At 38.3% G+C, this 16,994-nt stretch carries 10 protein-coding genes; all 10 read left to right on the plus strand.

Annotated features, from left to right (window positions below; translation table 11 throughout):
* The first annotated feature begins 204 nt into the window (after positions 1–204).
* The 10 genes from E4661_RS16775 (at position 205) to E4661_RS16815 (ending at position 16,685) form a co-directional block, all read left to right on the plus strand.
* Positions 205–2,106: a protein-disulfide reductase DsbD domain-containing protein gene (locus E4661_RS16775; protein ID WP_136468622.1), complete on the plus strand. Its 1,902-nt coding sequence runs from the start codon at positions 205–207 to the stop codon at positions 2,104–2,106.
* Positions 2,107–2,116: 10 nt separating this feature from the next.
* On the plus strand, positions 2,117–4,000 hold the full coding sequence (locus E4661_RS16780) for an FG-GAP-like repeat-containing protein (protein ID WP_168796407.1): 1,884 nt from the start codon (positions 2,117–2,119) through the stop codon (positions 3,998–4,000).
* Positions 4,001–4,025: 25 nt separating this feature from the next.
* Complete coding sequence (locus E4661_RS16785; RefSeq protein ID WP_136468624.1) at positions 4,026–5,267, plus strand: peroxiredoxin family protein; 1,242 nt, start codon at positions 4,026–4,028, stop codon at positions 5,265–5,267.
* Positions 5,268–5,522: 255 nt separating this feature from the next.
* Positions 5,523–6,707 (plus strand): dipeptidase, encoded by a 1,185-nt coding sequence (locus E4661_RS16790; RefSeq protein WP_168796408.1) that lies wholly within the window; start codon positions 5,523–5,525, stop codon positions 6,705–6,707.
* A 13-nt stretch (positions 6,708–6,720) separates the two neighbouring features.
* Positions 6,721–8,268 (plus strand): amidohydrolase family protein, encoded by a 1,548-nt coding sequence (locus tag E4661_RS16795; protein WP_136468626.1) that lies wholly within the window; start codon positions 6,721–6,723, stop codon positions 8,266–8,268.
* 109 nt (positions 8,269–8,377) lie between these two features.
* Positions 8,378–9,703, plus strand: coding sequence for a thioredoxin family protein (locus E4661_RS16800; protein WP_136468627.1), 1,326 nt, complete (start codon positions 8,378–8,380; stop codon positions 9,701–9,703).
* Positions 9,704–9,762: 59 nt separating this feature from the next.
* The gene (locus E4661_RS16805) at positions 9,763–12,570 is read left to right on the plus strand and encodes a M16 family metallopeptidase (RefSeq protein ID WP_136468628.1); all 2,808 of its coding nucleotides are present in this window, start codon (positions 9,763–9,765) and stop codon (positions 12,568–12,570) included.
* A 294-nt stretch (positions 12,571–12,864) separates the two neighbouring features.
* Positions 12,865–14,907: a protein-disulfide reductase DsbD family protein gene (locus E4661_RS16810; protein WP_136468629.1), complete on the plus strand. Its 2,043-nt coding sequence runs from the start codon at positions 12,865–12,867 to the stop codon at positions 14,905–14,907.
* 70 nt (positions 14,908–14,977) lie between these two features.
* Positions 14,978–15,100: a hypothetical protein gene (locus E4661_RS19595; RefSeq protein WP_262709928.1), complete on the plus strand. Its 123-nt coding sequence runs from the start codon at positions 14,978–14,980 to the stop codon at positions 15,098–15,100.
* 115 nt (positions 15,101–15,215) lie between these two features.
* Positions 15,216–16,685, plus strand: coding sequence for an aminotransferase class V-fold PLP-dependent enzyme (locus E4661_RS16815; protein WP_136468630.1), 1,470 nt, complete (start codon positions 15,216–15,218; stop codon positions 16,683–16,685).
* The last annotated feature ends 309 nt before the right edge of the window (positions 16,686–16,994 follow it).

Raw genomic sequence — 16,994 nt, forward strand, 5'->3', positions numbered from 1 at the left:
CACTTTAAAAGAATCACAAAAAGTGAATCTTCCCTAAAGAGTACCTGTTTTTAATAAAATAATAATATCCGTAAATGCATCATAAAAATAAAACTTTTGTCATGCTGAAACAACACTTCCACTTCGCTCAGTGTGACAGTTCAGCGTGACAAATGTGGATTATATATAATTATGGACAATCAAAAAACAATAAAAAATTAGCACATGAAATCAATAAATTTAATAATGGCACTTTTCTGCATAGCCATTGTAAGTGGTCAAAACCCCAACGAAGACAAAATAAAGACTACCAATTTTCCAAAATTAAAGAAATTGGTTAGTACAGATATCCCCGGAGCCATTTCATTTTCGCAACCCCAATTAATTACAGGAACAAAGCAAGAAATAAGAATTGAAAAACACGGATTAATCTACCCGGCATTTTTCGATTGGAATAAGGACGGAAAAAAGGATTTGTTGTTGGGCGAATTTGAGACCGGAAAAACAGGCTCCAATATTAAAGTATATATCAACAAAGGCTCTAAAAAGAAACCAAAATTCTCGGGCGAGTACTTTTATGCTACCGATGTAAAAGGAGACACCATCACCAATTACCAGTGGTGCTGTATAGGCATTCACCCAAGAGTGGTAGACCTTGACCAGGATGGTTACGACGATATCCTGTCCGGCCAGTACAATCCCGGAGCCATTTCGTGGTGGCGAGGCTCTAAAGATGGATTCTTACCAAGAAAAATAGTGCCACAGGAAGGATACAATACAGCCGGTCCCAGCGATACACATCGAACCAAATTAGGTTCTGCCCCATGGCAACCGGAACATTTATCGTATTGGAACTATACCACTTCAGATTTTGGAGATTTTAATGGAGATGGGCTGTTGGATTTATTTGTGGGAGGATCAGGAGACATGCGTGTGGCCCTTAATATTGGGACTAAAGAAAACCCAAAATTTGGACTTCGCAACTACCTATACCATGTAGACGGTAGCATTTTATATGTGAAAAAGCCAAAGCAAAAAGAAATTGATGCATCAAGAAAACAACTAAGGTACCCATTAATGTCTGGTGTTGGAAAATCTTATATCAAACCTGTAGATTGGGATAAAGACGGAGTTTTGGATTTACTGGTTACTTATGAGTACAAGAAAAAAGGACACAACCCCATAGACTTCTATAGGGGCGTCAATACAGACAAAGGCTTACGCTTTGAAAAGAGAGTACCAGTTATTACGGCAAAAGACGGTTCAAAAGCGTTACCCGGCGTGCAGCCCATGATAACCTTAACAGATTATAACAATGACGGTGTACAAGATATCGTATTAGGGCTATCTGTACCAACCATCAATGGTTTTGAGGCAGCTAATGAGGTCGCTTGGGCTTGGGCAGCAGATTTAAAAATTGAAATGCCCGGGAAAGACGCTGGAAGACAATTACAATATTTCAAAGGGGGGCTGGAAGAGATTATAAAAAGGTTTGAAGATCCAGAGCAAGGTAAGTTCTTTAAGCAAATGATGCTTGGCAATTTAGAGGATCATAAATATCTCACGATGCGCCACCGTGGATATGTGTTTGTGATGTATGGGAAAAAAGCTACCACAAAAGCCACACCAAAAATGGGAGTAGAAGCAGCACCAGCTTATGAAAGGAAATTAATTCCGAACGAAGTCGTAAAAAAAGGAAATTTAGAAGGGCCAGTAAATTATAGTGCAAAAGTTCCCGAAAGAACAAATCATAGAGAAATGTTTACAGCAGAAGTAACCATTACATTTGATAAAGGGTGGCACGGTTATGTAGATAATAAAGCCAACAGAAAAGATGGGTTTATTCCAACCACGGTAGCTTTTGAGTATCCAGATTTTATTGAACCCGTAGAGGATGTGGTAGCACCCAAAGAATCCTACAAAGGATTATCTAAAGTTTACAAAGGAGACGTAACATTCAGGCAAAAATTCAAATTCAAAAAAATAACGAGCCGTAAAGAACTCTATGACTTACCTAAAAGCTACGAAGTAAAAGCACATATAAAGTTCCAGACGTGCGATGCAAATATTTGTTTGCCACCAAAAGAGATTACAGAAAATTTAAATGCAACGGTTAAATTACAATAACATAAGAAAGATGAAACTATTTAGTACAGTAATAGGGTTGTTTTGTGCAACAGCAGTATTGGCACAAAACCCACAAGAAGATAAAATAAAGACCACCAACTTCCCCAAGTTAAAAGAGTTGGTGAGTACAGAAATTCCCGGAGCGATTACCTTTTCGCAACCCCAATTGATTACAGGGACAAAGCAAGAAATAAGGACCGAAAAACACGGTTTGATCTACCCAGCGTTTTACGATTGGAACAAGGACGGTAAAAAAGATTTGTTATTAGGTGAGTTTGAAACCGGGCAAACAGGCTCCAACATTAAAGTATATATCAACAAAGGCTCTAAGAAGAACCCAAAATTTTCAGGAGAATACTTTTATGCTACCGATGTAAAGGGCGACACCATCACCAATTACCAATGGTGCTGTATAGGCATCCACCCAAGGTTGGTAGACCTTGATCAGGATGGTTATGATGATATCCTGTCCGGCCAGTATAACCCCGGTGCCATTTCGTGGTGGCGCGGTTCCAAGGAGGGCTTTTTGCCCCGTGTATTTATAGAACAGGAAGGATATAGAGATACCAGAGCATTATCTCAAGAAGCAGCCCCTTGGAAAACTGATTCCAATAGCTATTGGAACTACACCACGGCCGATTTTGCCGATTTTAACGGTGATGGGCTTCTAGACCTGTTTGTTGGAGGCTCTGGCGATATGCGTGTGGCATTGAACGAAGGCACCAAGGAACAACCAAAATTTGGTCATAGAAACTACCTGCACCATGTCGACGGAAGGCTGTTGGAAGTAAAGCGTCCCTCGCAAGAAAAAATTGATGAAGCCGCCAAACGTGGAAGATACGTGGGTATGGCAGGCGTTTGGAAAACCTATATGAAACCTGTGGATTGGGATAAAGATGGTGTGTTGGACTTGTTGGTAACCTACGAATACAAAAAGAAATACCATAATGCCATTGATTTTTACCGAGGAGTCAATACCGATAAAGGTATCCGTTTTGAAAAAAGAGTACCATTAGTTACTGCAAAAGACGGCACTAAGGCCTTACCAGGTGTACAACCTATGATGACGTTGACCGACTACAACAACGATGGCGTACAAGATATTGTTTTCGGATTGTCAATCCCAACCATCAATGGTTTTGAGGCAGCCAACGAAATAGCTTGGGCTTGGGCTGGAGACTTAAAGATTGAAATGCCGGGGAAAGATGCCGGGAGGCAAATAGCATATTATAAAGGAGGGTTAAAAGAAATAAAAGAAAGATTTTTAGACCCTCAGCAAGGAAAATTCTTTAAGCAAATGATGCTTGGTAATTTAGATGATGAAAAATATTTAACCATGCGTCACAGAGGTTATGTATTTGTTATGTACGGTAAAAAAGCCATCTCAAAAGCCACTGCAAAAACGGTAACAGCGGCCCCTGCCGAAGTATTGGAAGAAATTAAAAATGAAGTTGTTGTAGGGAGCAATGGAACAGGTCCTGTGCAATACCAAATTAAAGTGCCACAGCGCATTGACCCTAGGAAAGGTTCGTTTTTTGCAGAAGTAACCATCACTTTTGATGATAAGTGGCACGGTTATGTAGATAATAAAGCCAACAAAAAGGACGGCTTTATCCCTACCACAGTAACTTTTCAGCCTTCAGAATGGATAGAGCCTGTTGGAAACTTGGTCGTACCCAAAGAATCCTATAAAGGTCTGGCAAAAGTATACAAAGGTGCCGTGGTCTTTAAACAGGAGTTTAAACTAAAAAGATCTGCCAACAGGGAAGAAATGGAGAGAGCTTACCAGGCTAAACACACCATAAATACAAAAGTAACCTACCAAACCTGCGATGATAACATTTGTTTGCCACCAAAAACCATTGAGCAGGATATAGAAATGATGATACAGTAGTTTCAACCTAATAAAAACAAAAGAAATGATAAAAAATATAATAACATTATACGTTTTGGCTATTGCCTTAGTGAGCTGTAACCAAACCATAAAATTAGATGACCCTAATGTACAAGGTACAGGACCGGGAGCCAAAGCCGTAATGGATTTTGCAGAATCCAAATTAAAGGATATTCAATCTGTTTACGCGCAAGTAATATCTACAAAAGAGGCAGAAGGTAAGCAAGCTGAAGAAATATATGCCGGAGATATCCATATCGAATTTGGAGGAAAGCCGGGAACAGAAGGCAGTAAATTATACGAAACAAAACAAAACGTAAAAGGAAATCAAAGCCACATAAAAGGTGTTTTAACCTCTAATGGATTAAAAGAACTACATCTTAACCAAAAGAAAGTATTAAAAGGCGATAAAGATGCGCGAACCAATGCTAGGATTATATATGCATTTTCATGGGTGTATAGCGATGCTAATTTTTATTCCCGTATGAGAGACTGGGCTTCAGATAGTTTATTTTCCCAAAACGGGAAGTATATTAGTAATGTTTCGCTGGAAGCTATTGAAGCTGTAAATGGCAAAGATTGTTATGTAATTGCACAGGCAAATCCCCTATTGAAAGGAAACATTGATAGGTATTATTTTGGCGTAAAGGATGGTCTGTATTATGGCAATTCAACTGAATATCAAGGAGAAGAAGGACGTGTAGTAACCAAAACCCTAATTAAAGAATTACACATTAATAAAGAACTGCCTGAGTTTGATGTAAAAGTGCCCGAAGATTTTAAAGTAGAAGTATATGTGGCTCCTTGGGACAAAGAGAGTATGGGAGTGGGTATGCAAGCTCCAGATTGGACGTTACCCAATCAAGAAGGCGGGGAACAAACTTTATCTAAAGAATATGCAAATAACTTAGTACTGTTAGACTTTTGGGCTACCTGGTGTGGTCCCTGTAAAGGCAAAATGCCCGATTTACAGAAAATACACGAAAAATATAAAGACAAAGGCTTAAAGGTAATCAGTGTACTTTCAGGAGATGTAGGCCAAGAAGAAAAAGCCGCCGAGTACCTTAAAAAACATAAGTACACCTTTGATTTGGTATTTGGAAACCATGAATTATCAAAGCAGTATAAAGTACGCTTCCTGCCTACGGTACTAATGATTGATAAGACCGGAAAAATTATTCATTTTAGGGATACCCCCGGAATCAATGATAATATAGACGAAAAAGTAGAACTGGAAGACGCCATTAAAAAAGCGTTGGATATTTAGTTGGGAAGTTTGCAGGTCTCGTGTTCCTCACTGAAAACCCGATAGTGAATATTTACAATTAATAATCAAAATCACATCCCATCGCCCGAGTTCACCGAGCAATGAGAAACTTCCAATACTGGATATTTAAAACAATATTGTAATCCTTGTTCTAGAGCAATTTAAGATAATAACGGTTTTTTTAAGTGGCTGGCTTGACATAATTCTAAAAAAGTAAAATAAATGGGTTCAGAGCGTAGAAATTTTATCAAAAAAATGGGGCTAGCAACAACAGGAGCTGCCACGCTACCGGCATTTATAAGCTGTAAACCTAAAAAAGACGAAAAAGTAGTAGTAACGCAAGACAAAGACACTTCAAAAAGAGAAGTATTGAAAAAGTATTCTCCAAAGGCCAAAAAACTGGTAAATGAAGCTACTTGTATTGATATGTTGGGCACTTATGGTGACTGGTTTACACAACGGGGAGGTATGAGTTTAGAGCAGTGCTGGAGCACAAAGCCAAATTCGTTTACAGAAGAAGATTATAAGTTCGTTACCAGTTGTGGCATTAACATTTTTGGTTGGGGAAATATGGTGCCAACATTTGAAGGTATGCTAGAGTTTATGGCACTTCAAAATGGGATAATCGCTTCCAATCCCGATTATTTTGAGCGGATTGATACCAAAGAGAAGTTGAAAAACATCAACACTTCCAACAAGATTGGAATGCTTATTACCAATCAAGAATCTAGTCAGTTTAGAACGGTATATGATGTTGATTTGTTTTATCATTTAGGCTTACGAGTTTCACAAATCACCTATAATGGAGAAAACAGATTAGGTTGTGGTGCTTTTGTGGATACCGATACGGGTCTTACTGATTATGGAAGGGAAATCATCAAACGAATGAATGAAATTGGTATGGCAATAGACGTTTCCCATTGTGGCGATAAAACCACTATGGGAGCCATAGAAGCCAGTACCAAGCCCGTACTTGTAACACACGGCGCTTGTAGAGCTATTGCCAAAGGTGTAGCAAGGGCCAAAACCGACGAAGCTATAAAAGCTATAGCCAAAACAGGAGGTGTTGTGGGTATTCCGATTTTACGCTTTATGATCCGTGAAAAAGAACCAGTGAACTTCAATCATTTTTTGGACCACATAGACCACGTAGTACAAATAACAGGAATTGAACACGTGGGGATTGGCAGCGATCAAGGCCTATACACAGAAGATTACGGTAACAAAGCATGGCGTAAAAATAGATTGGATAATGCGCCAGCTAAATACCAAGTACATACCAACGAAGATTATTTGTTGACGATTGAGGGTTTGAACCACCCATACAGAACCTATGATATAGCCGAAGGTCTTATAAAAAGAGGCTATAAGGATGATCATATTAAAATGGTTTTAGGGGATAATTTTAAACGTGTACTGGGGAAAATTTTCAATCATTGATAATTCAGGAATAATGAAAGAGTCAATATTTATAGTACTTATATCTGTTTTGTTTACCGTAACAGTATCGGCACAATTACCAGATTCCGTCAAATCAAGCTTAATAACTTTGACCGCAAAAGTTGACCAACTAACCGATACAGAAGAGATAAGGAAAGAGATAGTTCCCTTTGTGTTCAATGCTCCCGATCAAGCTTCACAGTTGAGTGCACTGAGGTTTATTAAAGAGACCAGTAAATCTTTAAAAGTAAAAGAAGCCATTGCCGAATATATAACCGCTCTAAAAGAGCACATTGGCAGCAGCTATGTTGTTTTAAAAAATGCAACTATCATCAATGCTGTTTCAGATATAGGAAAGAAAGGAAATATTATTATTAAAGGGGATAAAATTGAAGCCGTAGACTATACTGGCACATTAGAAATACCAGAAGGTGCAAAAATTTACGATTTAACGGGAAAGTATATCATTCCCGGGTTAATAGACGCACATGTACATATAACGCACGGCACCTTAAAAGAAGCACAAGAACATTTGCACATTGCCCTAAAAAGTGGTGTTACTGGTGTTAGGGATATGGGTGGTGATGGCCGAATGCTGGCACTTTTAAAGAAAAATATGCAGATAGGAGAAGATGTAGGACCAGATGTATTCTTCTCTACTTTGATAGCCGGCCCAGAGTTTTTTAAAAATGACCCAAGACCGCAACAAGTGGCCAAAGGGGCAAAAGCAGGACAAGTATCGTGGCAAAGAGCAGTAACCGACAGCACAGATTTTAGACAGGTCATTGCCGAAGCAAAAGGTTTGGGCGCAACCGCTATTAAAATATATGATAACGTAGATGAACAGGTGTTTAAAAAAGTTGCCGATGAAGCCAAGTACCAAGGCTTAAAAGTGTGGTCGCATGCTGTGGTGCCACCAACCAAAGCTTTGGACGTTACCAATGCAGGTTCGGATGCTGTGTCGCATATAGGAGATATGGTTCAGTATGAGTTTGAGGAAGGAAACATAAAAGGAAGGCATGAATTTAAGTCCACTGAAGAGCGTAAAGCCTATCATGAAAAATTAAACACTGTTTCATGGGATAAAAACTCAATCAAAGTAAAACAACTGTTCAATGCCGTAAAAGCCAACAATACCATTATAGATGCTACGCTTTTTGTATATACGTTTGGTTTAACTAGACCTATTAACGGACAAAAGATAGACTCAACAGAATACAAAATAGCAATGAAGGCCACAAAGATAGCCTATAATATGGGGGTTAAAATTGGAGCAGGTTCAGATCATATGATTTCATTAGATGATAATACGATTAACATTCATTCTGAAATGGAATTGCTGACCAAGGCAGGTCTGTCAAATATTGATGCAATTAGAGCAGCTACCATCATTAATGCAGAAATTCTTGGGGAAGAAGATAATATTGGAACCATTCAAATCGGTAAGGTTGCTAATATGGTGGTTCTAAACGCTAATCCGCTGAAAAAAATCAGTAACACTAAAGCTATTGATTTTGTTGTAAAGCGGGGGAAAGTCATTAGGGAAAAACATACCATGTAGACCTTGATAGACAATTTGTAACCCATTTGTCGGGTCGGCTTTTAGGTGTTAACCAATAATACGATAAAAATAAATAGTTCAATAACAAATTATTCAAAAATCTCTCACAATGAAGAAAATAAGTTATGTAGTACTGGCAGTAACTTGCCTAATTTTTGCAAGCAATATAAATGCACAAGGCATTGCCTTTCAAAAAATAACATTTGCAGAAGCGATAAACAAAGCAAAACAAGAAAACAAACTCGTTTTTATAGATGTATATACCACTTGGTGTGGCCCTTGTAAAGAAATAGATGCCAACATCTTCCCCGTAAAAAAAGTGGGCGATTATTTTAACGAACATTTTGTGTCCATAAAAATAGATGCCGAAAAAGGCGAAGGCATTGATTTGGCAAAACGATATAAGGTGCTGGGCTTCCCAACACTGTTGTTTTTAAATCCCGATGAAACTGAAAAAAAGCGCATTTTTGGAGCTGTTCCCAATGCAGACTTTTTAATAAATTCCGCAAAAAAAGCTCTAGAAGGAGGTGTTGATTTTATGACGTTTTATGAAGATTACAAAAAAGGAAATCGTGATTTAAAGTATATCAAAGAACTTCTAGCTCAAGGCAGCTTGCATCTTTTTGGAGGCATAAATGACCCTCAAAAACAACAAGAGTTTTATGGGGAAATAAAAGAGATAGCCCATTGGTATTTTGCCATAAAAGACCCAAAAGAGATGTTGAATGCAGAAGACTTTTCATTTATCAAGCTATTTCTTGAAGGGCCTAATAACGGCCATCCTGTAGTGGAGTTTGTATATGATAATTACGACGCGTACAAAAAATTGGCTTCGGTAAAAGAGTTGGCCTCGTATGTGTTAACCACCAATAACCAATCCATCCATAGGGCGAGTGGTGAAGGCGACGTTGCCTTTAGGCAGTACGTGGAGGATATTAACGGTCGCTTAAAACAAGCTCATTTAGATTCTAAAGTAGAAAACCCTCAAAGCAAAGGAGATTCCCATACCATTATGAGATATGTAGGAGAGGGAGCTTACGCTATGTCACAAAACGATTATGATGCCTATTTGGATTGGTCCAATAAATATAGTGAGTATATGGCATCTCTGGAGCCCCAAAAGTACCCTAGTGCAACGGTAGGTAATTTGCTGGCTAATATTAGGTATAATGAAGATGCCGCTTCCTTAACCAAAGCCCAAATAGAACGTTGCCATAAACTCGTTGTAAAAGAACTAAAATCCTTTCCTGATGATATAAGATTAATTGGGAACCAAGGCGATTTGTTTGCACTTGAGGGTGAGAACGATAAGGCCGTGGTTAATTACAATAAAGTCATAGAGCTATCAAAAGGAACTAGGGGAGAGGAGCACTATAAGAAAGCGATGGCCGAGAAAATAGAAAAATTAAATGTATCGCCCATTAAAAGGTCATAAGTCCTTGTTTGATGAAAAAGTTAAAAAATATTCGATATAAAATTTCATTCCAAGAACACATGAGAAAAATAATAATATCAGGTATACTATTTTTGATGGCATTTGGCCTCGAGGCACAATCAATTGATTATAACGCACCTTTACCTGTCGATAAAAGTATTCGTAAGGGCACGTTGCCCAACGGATTGACCTATTATATCAAAAGTACCGATGTGGTCAAAGATGCAGCATCTTATTACATTATCCAGAATGTGGGTTCTGTTTTAGAAAACGACGACCAACAAGGCTTGGCCCACTTTTTAGAGCACATGGCATTTAATGGTACGCAAAGTTTTCCTGGAAAAGGCATTTTGAACACATTGCAAAAACACGGTGCAGTCTTTGGTAAGGATATTAATGCCTATACCTCTTTTGATGAAACCGTTTATAACCTGAACAATATTCCGACAAAGGACGGTTTAGTGGACACATGTCTCACAGTTTTACATGATTGGTGTAACTATTTGTTGCTCACCGATGAAGAGATAGATGCCGAAAGAGGCGTAATAAAAGAGGAATGGCGTACTAGGCAAAATGGACAAATGCGTTTGTTCCAAACCTCCCTGCCCATTACGTTCAACCATTCAAAATATGCCGATCGCTTGCCCATTGGCCTCATGTCCATAGTGGAGAACTTTGAGTACAAGGCACTACGTGATTTTTATCATGATTGGTACAGGACCGATCTACAGGCAATAGCTGTTATCGGAGATATTGATGTTGATGAGATTGAAAAGAAGATAAAGGACAAGTTTTTGCACATTCCCGCAGTTGAAAACCCAAGGGAACGTTTTGTGGTAGCCGTGCCAGAAAATGAAGAATTGTTATATAGTTTGGGCATGGATCCCGAAGTATCAACATCCAATATCGATTTTGGAATTCGTCATAAAAAGTTATTAAAAGATCAAACGGTTGCAGATCTTAAGCAATCTTTATTGGAAAATATGGTAAGCTTTATGCTTTCTACAAGAGTATCCGATAAAGCTCAAAAACCGGAAGCTTCATATTTGGGCTCTCAAATAGTTTATCAATCCATGGCACGTGCCAACAATGTATTTGGCATTAAGATTTTTCCAAAGCCAGAAAAACAGCAGGCAGCACTTAAAGAGGTGCTAACTGAAGTTCAGAGAGCAGTAAGATTTGGCTTTACGCAATCTGAAATAGAAAGAATAATTAAAGAGTTCTCTAACTTTTATGAAACCCAGATCTCAAAAAAAGATGATCAACCACACGGTGCTATTATTAGACCTATTCAGAGCAACTATTTAAGAAATGAAACCATTACAGATCTAGAAAAAGAATACGGATTGGCAAAGCAGGTTTTCGCAACGTTGAGTGCTAAGGAACTACATAATGTTATTAAACGATTATATACAAAAAAGAACAGGTATATTAACGTTACAGGAGTTAAAGGAAAGAACAACCTCACTGAACAACAAGCTAAAGAAATTTTGGTTTCAGTAGAAAATGATGCAAGTATAGAGCCTTATAATGATGCTTCAAGCGGCAAAACATTGATATCTGGGCTGGATATTAAAAAAGGGTCATTTAAAGAGATCATAGGAAATAACAACTTAGATGCTGTAACCTATACATTTAACAATGGTGTAAAAGTGCATTATAAGTTTACAGATAAAGAAAAGAATAAAGTAGACTTAAAAGCTATAAGTTACGGTGGAAAATCGTTAGTGAAGGATGAAGATTTACCTTCGGCAGATTTAATGCGCGACTTAATTCTAATGTCTGGTTTAGGTGATTATAGTGCTACGGAATTGCCAAAAATATTAGCAGGAAAGACAGCCAGAGTTGTTCCCAAACTAGATAAAACTACAGAGCGTATAGAAGGATCTTCGACCACAAAAGACGTAGAAACCATGCTTCAAATGGTATACCTGTATTTTGAGAAGCCACGTTTCGATAAGCAATCTTTCCAAGTAATGCAAAGTGGGATCAACCAATATTTGATCAAAAGAAGTAAGGATGTCAAGGAACAGATAAAAGATGGTATCACCACCACTTTATATGGGGAAAACCACCCAAGAAAGAGGGTATTTGACCAAGCTTATGTGGACGATATTGTTTTTGACAAGATCAAATCAGTATATGAGGATCGTTTTGAAAATCCGGCTGATTTTGAATTTTACATAGTTGGGGATGTCAAAAAAGAACAATTGGAGCCTTTATTGGTGCAATATGTGGCAAGTCTGCCAACCACGGATGCAAAGGAAAGTTTTAAGGATAACAGTGCCAATTGGAAATCGGACAAGGTAGATGAGGATGTCTACCTGCAAATGGAAGATCCAAAGGCCAACGTGAACATTTTCTTAAAAAAGAAAATGGAATACAATCCCAAAAATATCCTTATCACAAAAGCTTTTGGGGATATTTTGCAATTAAGAATCACGGAAACCGTGAGAGAGCAAGAAGGAGGGGCCTATAGTCCAAATGTCTGGTCAAGTCTTTTTAAAGAGCCAAGAACACAGGCGTATCTGTCCGTATCCTTTGACTGTAACCCCGACATTGTGGAGAAGTTGGCCAGCATTGTCCATGCAGAAATTGAAAAGATTTCCAAAGGGCATATAAAAGATGGGGACCTGAACAAGACCTTGACCAATTATCTAAAGGAAAGGGAACAGGCAAAGAACAAGAATGCCTATGCCATGGACTTGTTGACAACATTTTATAGGGATGGCTATAACATGGATGATTCCGAAAACTTTGAAGATATCGTCAATAAAATTTCCAAAAAGGACATTCAGACCTTGGCAAAGGAAATTTTACAGCAGGGTAAATCTTCAGAAATAATTGTAAAGCCTAAAAACGGATAAGGAAAACAGCTGAAAAGCCCATGCACTGTCTTTTTAAAGGGTATTGTACGGGATTCTGAAAGATGTAGAAAGAAAATAAGGAAAAAAACCAATTTTTACACAATGAAAATAGGGGTTTGCACTTTCGCAATCGTTATGCTTGTAAATACTACCAGTTAAGTTTCTTTTCAGCGTTAGTATTATTTGAGTTAGTCTTATAAGGGTCACCTATGTGTGGCCCTTTATTTGGAATTAATGCATTTACAATAGAGAAAATCCCACCCCAATTTTAAAGAAGAACAGAACACAAAGAATATGAAAGCTAAGATTATAGCCTTTTTTGTATTGTTGGCAGTAGCGTTCAACACTAATGCACAGATATTTGAACCTGTAAAATGGACTTTTGAATCCAATAAAATAGCGGATAATGAATACGATTTAATTTTTACAGCTCATTTAGACGAACATTGGGCTATTTATTCCCAATTTATTGGCGATGACGGTCCAACTCCCACGGTCTTTACATTTGAAGACAATGCCGACATGGAATTTGTTGGAAAAGTAGAAGAGTCTGAAGAAAATAGGGTGACCAAAAAAGACCCGCTCTTTGAAGATATGGTGGTTACCAAGTTTTACACCAAAGCTACATTTACACAGCACGTTAAACTTTTAAAACTTGAAACAACGGTCAAAGGAAGCTTGAATTATGGCACTTGTGATGATGAGCGCTGTTTGCCTCCAACCGATGTGCCTTTTGTATTTGATTTTTCAGAAAATGAAGGCGTTACAGCTGGAGCGGACCAGGGAGAAGATATTGAAATCGATACAGAGGCCGTAAACCAGTTGTTATACGGAATGTCATCATCATCTCTAAAAAAATCAGGGATTAAATGCGAGAATGATGTGGCTTCAACAGCTTCAAAAGCGCAGGAAAAGGGAAAATCCCTTTGGAGTATTTTCGGACTGGGAATTTTAGGTGGTTTGTTGGCATTATTGACACCATGTGTGTTTCCCATGATACCACTTACAGTAAGCTTTTTTACTAAAAAAGACGGTAATGAGAGCACAGGTACATCTGGTGTATCAAAAGCAATATTGTACGGCTTTTTTATATTGGCGGTGTACTTAATACTCAGTGTCCCATTTCATTTATTGGATTCCATCAATCCAGACATACTTAACGACATTTCAACCAATGTATGGCTAAATGTTATTTTCTTTGTCATTTTCATCTTTTTTGCATTTTCGTTTTTCGGGTATTACGAATTGACATTACCGTCCAGCTGGACTATGAAAACAACAAAAGGTGAGAGTTCAGGTGGGCTTATAGGTGTATTCTTTATGGCCTTAACTTTGGCAATAGTATCCTTTTCATGCACTGGTCCAATTTTAGGTTCTCTTTTGGCAGGTTCGTTAACGTCTGACGGAGGTGCTTGGCAACTTACAGCGGGCATGGGAGGTTTTGGTGTAGCTTTAGGCTTGCCATTTGCGTTGTTCGCTATGTTTCCAGGTTGGTTGAATTCCTTGCCTAAATCTGGAGGTTGGTTAAACACCACTAAAGTTGTTTTAGGGTTTTTAGAACTTGCTTTAGCATTTAAATTTCTGTCGGTAGCGGATTTGGTACAACACTGGAATATTCTAAAAATAGAACCCTTTCTAATACTATGGATCATCATTTTTGGAAGCCTGACATTGTATCTCTTCGGGAAAATTAAATTTCCTCACGACAGTCCAATTAAAAAGTTGTCTTTTTCAAGAATAGCATTTGGGGTTTTAGTAGGGGCGTTTACCATATACCTGATATCAGGGTTTAGGGTAAATAAAGAAACCAATACGTTTAAGTCGTTAACATTATTAAGTGGTTTGGCACCCCCGGTAGGGTACAGTTTTTTCTTGCCAAAAGAGTGTCCTAATAATTTGGATTGCTTTAAAGACCTAAAAACCGGCTTAGAATATGCTCAAAAAGTGAATAAACCCATAATGATTGATTTTACGGGATATGGCTGTGTCAACTGTAGAAAAATGGAAGAGCACGTATGGCCTTTGGAGAAAATTGATGGCTATTTAAGAAATGATTATGTGTTGATTTCATTGTATGTGGATGATAAAAAAGAACTTCCGGAAAGTGAGCAGGTTTATGTAAAACGAATCAATGGAGGTACCAGAAAGTTGGAAACCTATGCGCACAAATGGGCACATTTTCAAACGGAGTTTTTTCAGAATAATTCACAACCTTATTATGTGTTATTGAGTCCTGATGGAAAAACTATCTTAAATAATCCGGTTGGATATACGCCCGATGAAAATGAATATGCCCAATTTTTACAGTGTGGGTTAGATATTTTTAAAAGTGAATAGGCTTGTTAAAAAAGTCAAAGTAGACTGAATTTCAGTAAGATATAATAAAGTAAACCTTATACATGTGCTGATGGATGATTTGTTTAATGAAAAAGGATTTAATGAATCAGTTGCCCATGAACTGGAGGTGTACGAATATTATGGTTGGCTGTCCAAAGGAATAGCCAACTTTAAAGGTTCGGCCATTGATTGATCGATGGTTGTTTTTGATTGATTGAGATTGCTCAGGTCATTTGGTCTGGGCAATTTTTTTCCGAAAAGCAAGAATTTTACAAATACCCAACTTCAATTCCATTGAAAGAAGACTCATGAAATCGTACGAGCAATACTTTGAAAAAATCAGAAATAATATTATTGGAAATTCATCAAGTTTTCAATCGCCCTATGGAGAGCAGAAAATCCTTTATGCGGATTGGATAGCTGGTGGAAGATTATACGGTCCCATTGAGAAGAAAATAAGCAGCTTTGTGGGGCCTATGATGGCCAACACACACTCTTTTTCCAGTGAAACGGGAAAAGCTTCGACCTATGCCTATCAACATGCCAGAAAGCTCATAAAAAAACATGTCAATGCCAATGAAGAGGATGTTTTGGTGACCACCGGAACGGGCATGACAGGTGCCTTGGCAAGATTACATCGATTACTTGGCATACGTTGTCCCGAAACCTTGGGAAAGAAGATTGCCGTTCCTGAAAAAGACAGGCCTGTTGTGTTCATTTCGCATAAGGAGCACCATTCCAACCAAGTGCCCTGGATGGAGACCATAGCGGATGTTGTGATGGTACCCTGTGGGGACAATCTATTGGTGGATCCAAAACAACTGGATGAAGTATTGACAGCCTATAAGGATAGATCGCTAAAAATTGGTGCGTTCACGGCCTGTTCCAATGTAACGGGAATCATTACACCCTATCACCAACTTGCCAAGGTAATGCACAAACATGGGGGACTCTGTTTTGTTGATTTTGCCGCATCCGCGCCTTATGTGGAGATTGATATGCACCCCGATGATCCAGAAGAAAAGTTGGATGCCGTGATGTTTTCGCCCCATAAATTTTTGGGTGGCCCTGGAAGCTGTGGTGTATTGGTATTCAACAAATCACTATATAAAAATTCTTGCCCCGAAGTCCTTGGAGGGGGAAATGTAAAATGGACCGACCCTTGGGGCGGATATGGTTACCATAAAGATGTAGAAACGCTTGAAGATGCGGGAACCCCTGGAATCTTGCAAACCATGAGAGCGGCCATGGCCATGCGGTTAAAAGAGGAGATGGGTATTGAAAACATTGAGAACAGGGAAAAAGAACTTTTGAACCTATGTTCTGAAAGACTTTCAAAAATCAGGGGATTGCATATACTGGGCGACCTTAAAACTCCACGTATTGGGTGCCTGTCCTTTTGGGTCGAAGAAGTACATTACAATTTAATGGTGCGATTGCTGAACGATAAGTTTGGCATTCAAGTCAGGGGCGGGTGGTCTTGTGCAAGTACCTATGGCCATTATTTGTTCGGTATAGGAAAAGAACGATCAAAGAGAATAGTAAAGGGCATTCAAAAGCAAGACCTGACCAACAAACCTGGGTGGGTACGGTTGTCCCTTCATCCCAGTATGACAAATGAAGAAGCCTTGTTCATTTGCAATGCAATTGAGGAGATAGTATATAACGCACAGGAATGGGGGAAAGATTATAAGTATAATAGAAAAACCAATGAGTTTGAACATCTTCACTACGAAGATGATGGATTGATTGAATATGTGGGGAGATGGTTTGATTGACTTCATTTTCTGGAATTATTGAATACATTCAAAAAGTTTATGTCATAAACAATAATGATTAGGAGCGATTATCCCCGTAAATAGGTTCATGCAAATCATAAAATTTTAATCAAATGGTTTTCTGTGATTCATTTTTTGGTAATGTGGTAAAATAATTAGTTATACTGGTATCATCTTTAAACAATCTGTAATGCTCCCCGAAAACTAGACCAGTTGCTTGGTTAAAAAACGAAAGTTTAAATTTAACCGAGATTATGAAAGGAAAACGAAGAAAGTTCAGTCCCCAGTTCAAGCCTGTATTACCGACCA

The organism is Flagellimonas onchidii, assembly GCF_004804315.1.
In the GTDB taxonomy this organism is placed as follows: Bacteria; Bacteroidota; Bacteroidia; order Flavobacteriales; family Flavobacteriaceae; genus Flagellimonas; species Flagellimonas onchidii.

Coding starts and splice junctions, on each gene's coding strand:
- E4661_RS16780 (WP_168796407.1), top strand. CDS start 2,117: ATGAAACTATTTAGTACAGTAATAGGGTTGTTTTGTGCAACAGCAGTA.
- E4661_RS19595 (WP_262709928.1), top strand. CDS start 14,978: ATGGATGATTTGTTTAATGAAAAAGGATTTAATGAATCAGTTGCCCAT.
- E4661_RS16785 (WP_136468624.1), top strand. CDS start 4,026: ATGATAAAAAATATAATAACATTATACGTTTTGGCTATTGCCTTAGTG.
- E4661_RS16790 (WP_168796408.1), top strand. CDS start 5,523: ATGGGGCTAGCAACAACAGGAGCTGCCACGCTACCGGCATTTATAAGC.
- E4661_RS16800 (WP_136468627.1), top strand. CDS start 8,378: ATGAAGAAAATAAGTTATGTAGTACTGGCAGTAACTTGCCTAATTTTT.
- E4661_RS16805 (WP_136468628.1), top strand. CDS start 9,763: ATGAGAAAAATAATAATATCAGGTATACTATTTTTGATGGCATTTGGC.
- E4661_RS16775 (WP_136468622.1), top strand. CDS start 205: ATGAAATCAATAAATTTAATAATGGCACTTTTCTGCATAGCCATTGTA.
- E4661_RS16795 (WP_136468626.1), top strand. CDS start 6,721: ATGAAAGAGTCAATATTTATAGTACTTATATCTGTTTTGTTTACCGTA.
- E4661_RS16815 (WP_136468630.1), top strand. CDS start 15,216: ATGAAATCGTACGAGCAATACTTTGAAAAAATCAGAAATAATATTATT.
- E4661_RS16810 (WP_136468629.1), top strand. CDS start 12,865: ATGAAAGCTAAGATTATAGCCTTTTTTGTATTGTTGGCAGTAGCGTTC.